Here is a 3,768-nt window from a genome sequence, read left to right as displayed (position 1 = left end):
TACCGGCTGTTTGCCGATGAAGGTGGTCTTGTAGCTGCCGGGCTCGGGGACTTCGCTCTCGTGGGCGACCCAGATCCAGGTGCTGTGGAAGATCTTCTGCAGTTCGGCGTCGAACAGGGTCGGGTCGATGTAGAGGGAGGTGTGGACACGGTCGGGCTGGACCAGCTCGGCCGGGTCGACCGTCAGGTTGACGGCGGGGATCAGGTTGCTCACGGTATCGTCCTCGACTCAGGCGCGCTGGATGATCAGTTCGCGGCCGACACGGGCCTCGACCTTGGCGTAGCGCCACAGCTTGTACGGCCCGTCGCCCACCGCCGTGCAGCGGAACAGGTTGCAGGCGGCGTGCACGGTCTCGATGTCCGGTACGTCGGCCAGCAGGTAGGTGGTCCAGGGGAAGCCGTCGGACGGGCCGACCATGCCTTGGTCATCGTCCATGTTGCCCAGCACGTTCACCCCGGCCAGGTCGTGAATGCCATTCCACATCGCGCTGAAGGCGGCCCACACCTGCAGCTGCTCCTCACGGGGGGCATCGAAGAAGTTCTGGTTGATGCCCATGCAGAACAGCACACGCAACGCTTTCTTATCGCTCATGACAAAATTCCCGAAAGTTACAGGTAGCCCGGAAGGGGCTGTTTACCGAAGAACATCGCACCGGCGTTCTGGTACGTGACGTCGCCCATGAAGGCGTGCTGGGTCACCACCTGCGCATCGTTGACGCAGCGGGCCAGCGGGCTTTCGTTGTAGATGCCGGTCATGCCCGAGAGCATCTGCGCACTGCGCGCCACTTCAGCGGCCACGCGGGCGGCATGGGTGGAGGACAGGCGCAACAGGTTGGTGACGTCGACCGGTACCGGGTCGCCCGCCAGCACGTGCTCCCAGGCACGTTCGATGGACTCGTAGAAGAACGCGCGCGCCGAGCGCAGCGCCGCCTCGGCCTTGGCCACATCGACCTGGGCCAGCGGCCGGTCGGCCAGTGCCGGGGCGCCGGTCACCGAGATGCGCCCACTGGCCATGCCTGACAGTTCGTCCAATGCAGCGCGGGCGATGCCCAGCCCGACCACCGAGAGCACCTGGGTGGCGAACGACAGCGATGGGTAACGGAAGAACGGCTCGTCCAGGTTGGGCTTGCCGCCGCGCACGAAGGTCCACTGCTCGCCCACCACCACGTCCTCGACCACCAGGTCGTGGCTGCCGGTGCCGAGCAGGCCGACGGTGTCCCAGGTTTCTTCGATGCGCGCCTGCTGGCGCGGCATCACGGCCAGGCGTGGCAGGTCGAGCTTGTCGCCATTGCGTGGGGCAATCCCGACACCCACGATGTCCGCGCCCATGGACCCGCTGGAGTACTTCCAGCGGCCGTTGACCTTGAAGCCTCCGGGCACGATCTCGGCCGGTTGTGGCGGGAAGATGCCCCCGGCAAACACCGTGTCGGGGCTGTTGCCGTAGATCTCGGCGATGGTCTCCAGCGGCAGCGCCGCCAGGTACACGGGGCTCATGCCGAAGCTGGCCACCCAGCCGGCAGAGCCGTCTGCATGGGAGATGCGTTCGATCATTTCACAGAAGGCCCCCGGCGAGCACTCAAGCCCACCAAAGCGCTTAGGCACCAAGGCGCGGTACACGCCATGGGCCTTGAAGGCGTCGATCACATCGCGGGATATGTAGCGCTGGCGGTCGAACTCACCGAGGCGAGCACGATCACGAACACCGTCAAGCAAGGCCTCGAAAGCAGGGCCAGAGGCGAGCGCCGACACAGGCGCGGCACGCAGGCAAAGCGAATCCATGGACATTCTCCGTCTCAGGCGCGGTTTTTGTACTGATGCTTGTGGGGGGCGTTGGCTGGGCTCGTGGAATGCAAGCACTGGCCATACAGAGGGGCGAAGGCAGGTTCGGGCGGCATGGTCTGTCTCTCTTGTTTTAGGTGCCGGTGACAAATATTTGCGGCGATTTACGTGAATTGTCAATTGAATTTTCACGCTAAAATAGGAGAAAAATTTGCCTATCACTAGCGGATAAACCCTCTAAAAATTGGCTATCTACATGATTTAAATGGATTTATACGACTTCAAAAACCGGTTTCAACGCGCCTAAAAAAACTAACGACCAGCGCCGATATTACGAAAAATTTTTAGCGCCTTTTTCACATGATTTCGGACAGAAAAAAACGCGTGTACGATGGCCTGGCATGGAGCGCAACAACGCCGGCCACCACGCCGAGCACACAAAAAAAACAAGCCAACGCCCCACCAGGATGGATGGGGACACGCCAATGCCTGCCGTGATTACCCCCGAGGTCGAGGTCATGCCCACCCGCCATATCGATCTGCAGGACCACCGCCTGCGCTACCTGCACCTGAGCCATGACAAGGGCTCCATGCGCGCCGCTGCCGAAGTGCTCGGCGTCGCCACCTCATCGGTCAGCCGGCAGATCGCCCGGCTGGAAGAAGAACTGGGCATCGAACTGGTGCGCCCCGGCACCCACCGCATCAGCCTGACTGCCGCGGGCGAGGCTGCCGTGGACTACTACATCGAACGCATTCGCCAACACGCGCTGCTGGTCGACCGGCTGGACGAACTGCGAAGCCGCCAGCAAGCCTCGACGGTGATCGCCATCGGCGAAGGCCTGCTGGGGGCCCGGGCGATCAATTCGTTGCAGGGCTTTTTGCACGCGCACAATGCGCACAAGGCCGAGATCATCAGCGCCCCGTCCTTGGAGGTGCAGCGCATGGTGATGAACGACGAGGCGCACCTCGGCGTAGTCTTTGCGCCTAACGCGTCGGCCCGCCTGACGCGCCTGTTCAGCCTGGCGCAGCCATTGCGGATGATTGTTCACCGTGACAGCCGGATGGCCGAGCGCTCCACGGTCAGCCTCGCCGAAGTGGCCCGCGAATCACTGGTGCTGCCCGGCGCCAACTTCCGCGTGCGGGAGCTGGCGGATGCCGCCTGCAAGGACCAGCCGTTCGCCATCGTGCCCACCCTCACCTCCAACTCCCTGGCGGTGATTCTGGACTTCGTTCGGTCGGGGCTGGGCGCCACCTTGCTGGCCGAACTGCCGATCATCGACGAGCTCAAGAACGGCACCTTCAAGGCCCTGGCCATCGATTGCGAGGCGATGAATGCGACCGATATCCAGATTGTTACGCGCCGTGGGCGAACCTTGGATGGCATGAGCCGGGAATTGGCGACGGAGATGGCCAAGGCGGTGCGGATGGCGTTGTGATCTTGGTGCTTGTCTTATGACATGCAACGCCTATGAGATCGCGCGCCGCCCGCGCGGCGCTTCGCAGCACAAGGCTGCTCCTACATCTGTTTCGGGCCAATTATTCCTGTGACATGGGCGCGCGCCCCCCTTTGCGCCCGTCTCACCTGTAGGAGCAGCCTTGTGCTGCGAAGCGCCGCGCGGGCGGCGCTCGATGTCCGCCCCCACAAAAAAACTACGCCGAACGCATAGCCACCCCCCATTGCAAAAAACGCAACAACATTGATCCCCCCTGTCATTGAGCCCCACCCCCCTGCCCTTTAGCGTTGCTCCCATAAGAAAACGCCCCATAGGTGACCCCCGTGAGCAACCTGATCCCCGCCGTCAACCTGACGGTCGACCCGGCCGAGCTGGTCCAGCCCGACCGCGTCCACACCTCCCTCTACACCGACCCGGCCCTGTTCGACGCCGAACTGCAGAAGATCTTCCACAGCACCTGGATCTGGGTCGCCCACGAGAGCGAAGTGCCCGAGCCCGGTAGCTACAAGACCACCTTCATCGGCAAACAGCCGGTG

The 3,768-nt window shown here is 63.0% G+C and carries 3 protein-coding genes and 2 pseudogenes; 2 read left to right on the top strand and 3 right to left on the bottom strand.

The features are described from left to right. From AC5PZ0_RS28140 to iacA, 3 genes and pseudogenes are all read right to left on the bottom strand, one after another. Positions 1-213, bottom strand: a pseudogene (locus AC5PZ0_RS28140) (aromatic ring-hydroxylating dioxygenase subunit alpha); the annotation flags it as partial. 15 nt (positions 214-228) lie between these two features. Beyond that, the gene (locus AC5PZ0_RS28135) at positions 229-591 is read right to left on the bottom strand and encodes an IacB protein (RefSeq protein WP_274888830.1); all 363 of its coding nucleotides are present in this window, start codon (positions 589-591) and stop codon (positions 229-231) included. A 17-nt stretch (positions 592-608) separates the two neighbouring features. After that, the gene (iacA, locus tag AC5PZ0_RS28130; RefSeq protein ID WP_085274412.1) at positions 609-1,778 is read right to left on the bottom strand and encodes an indole-3-acetate monooxygenase; all 1,170 of its coding nucleotides are present in this window, start codon (positions 1,776-1,778) and stop codon (positions 609-611) included. 485 nt (positions 1,779-2,263) lie between these two features. On the opposite strand from iacA, the gene AC5PZ0_RS28125 reads away from it, so the two are divergent. Both AC5PZ0_RS28125 and AC5PZ0_RS28120 read left to right on the top strand, forming a co-directional pair. Continuing rightward, a complete protein-coding gene (locus tag AC5PZ0_RS28125; RefSeq protein WP_225876706.1) occupies positions 2,264-3,214 on the top strand; it encodes a LysR family transcriptional regulator in 951 nt (316 codons plus the stop codon). A 341-nt stretch (positions 3,215-3,555) separates the two neighbouring features. Continuing rightward, positions 3,556-3,768: pseudogene (locus tag AC5PZ0_RS28120) on the top strand (aromatic ring-hydroxylating dioxygenase subunit alpha); the annotation flags it as partial.

This window comes from Pseudomonas sp. 5.2 (genome assembly GCF_059025405.1).
This window is presented reverse-complemented; position numbering and strand designations above follow the sequence as displayed.

Excerpts from the sequence above, each read along its gene's own strand:
- AC5PZ0_RS28135 (WP_274888830.1), bottom strand. The coding sequence starts at position 591 with ATGAGCGATAAGAAAGCGTTGCGTGTGCTGTTCTGCATGGGCATCAAC.
- iacA (WP_085274412.1), bottom strand. The coding sequence starts at position 1,778 with ATGGATTCGCTTTGCCTGCGTGCCGCGCCTGTGTCGGCGCTCGCCTCT.
- AC5PZ0_RS28125 (WP_225876706.1), top strand. The coding sequence starts at position 2,264 with ATGCCTGCCGTGATTACCCCCGAGGTCGAGGTCATGCCCACCCGCCAT.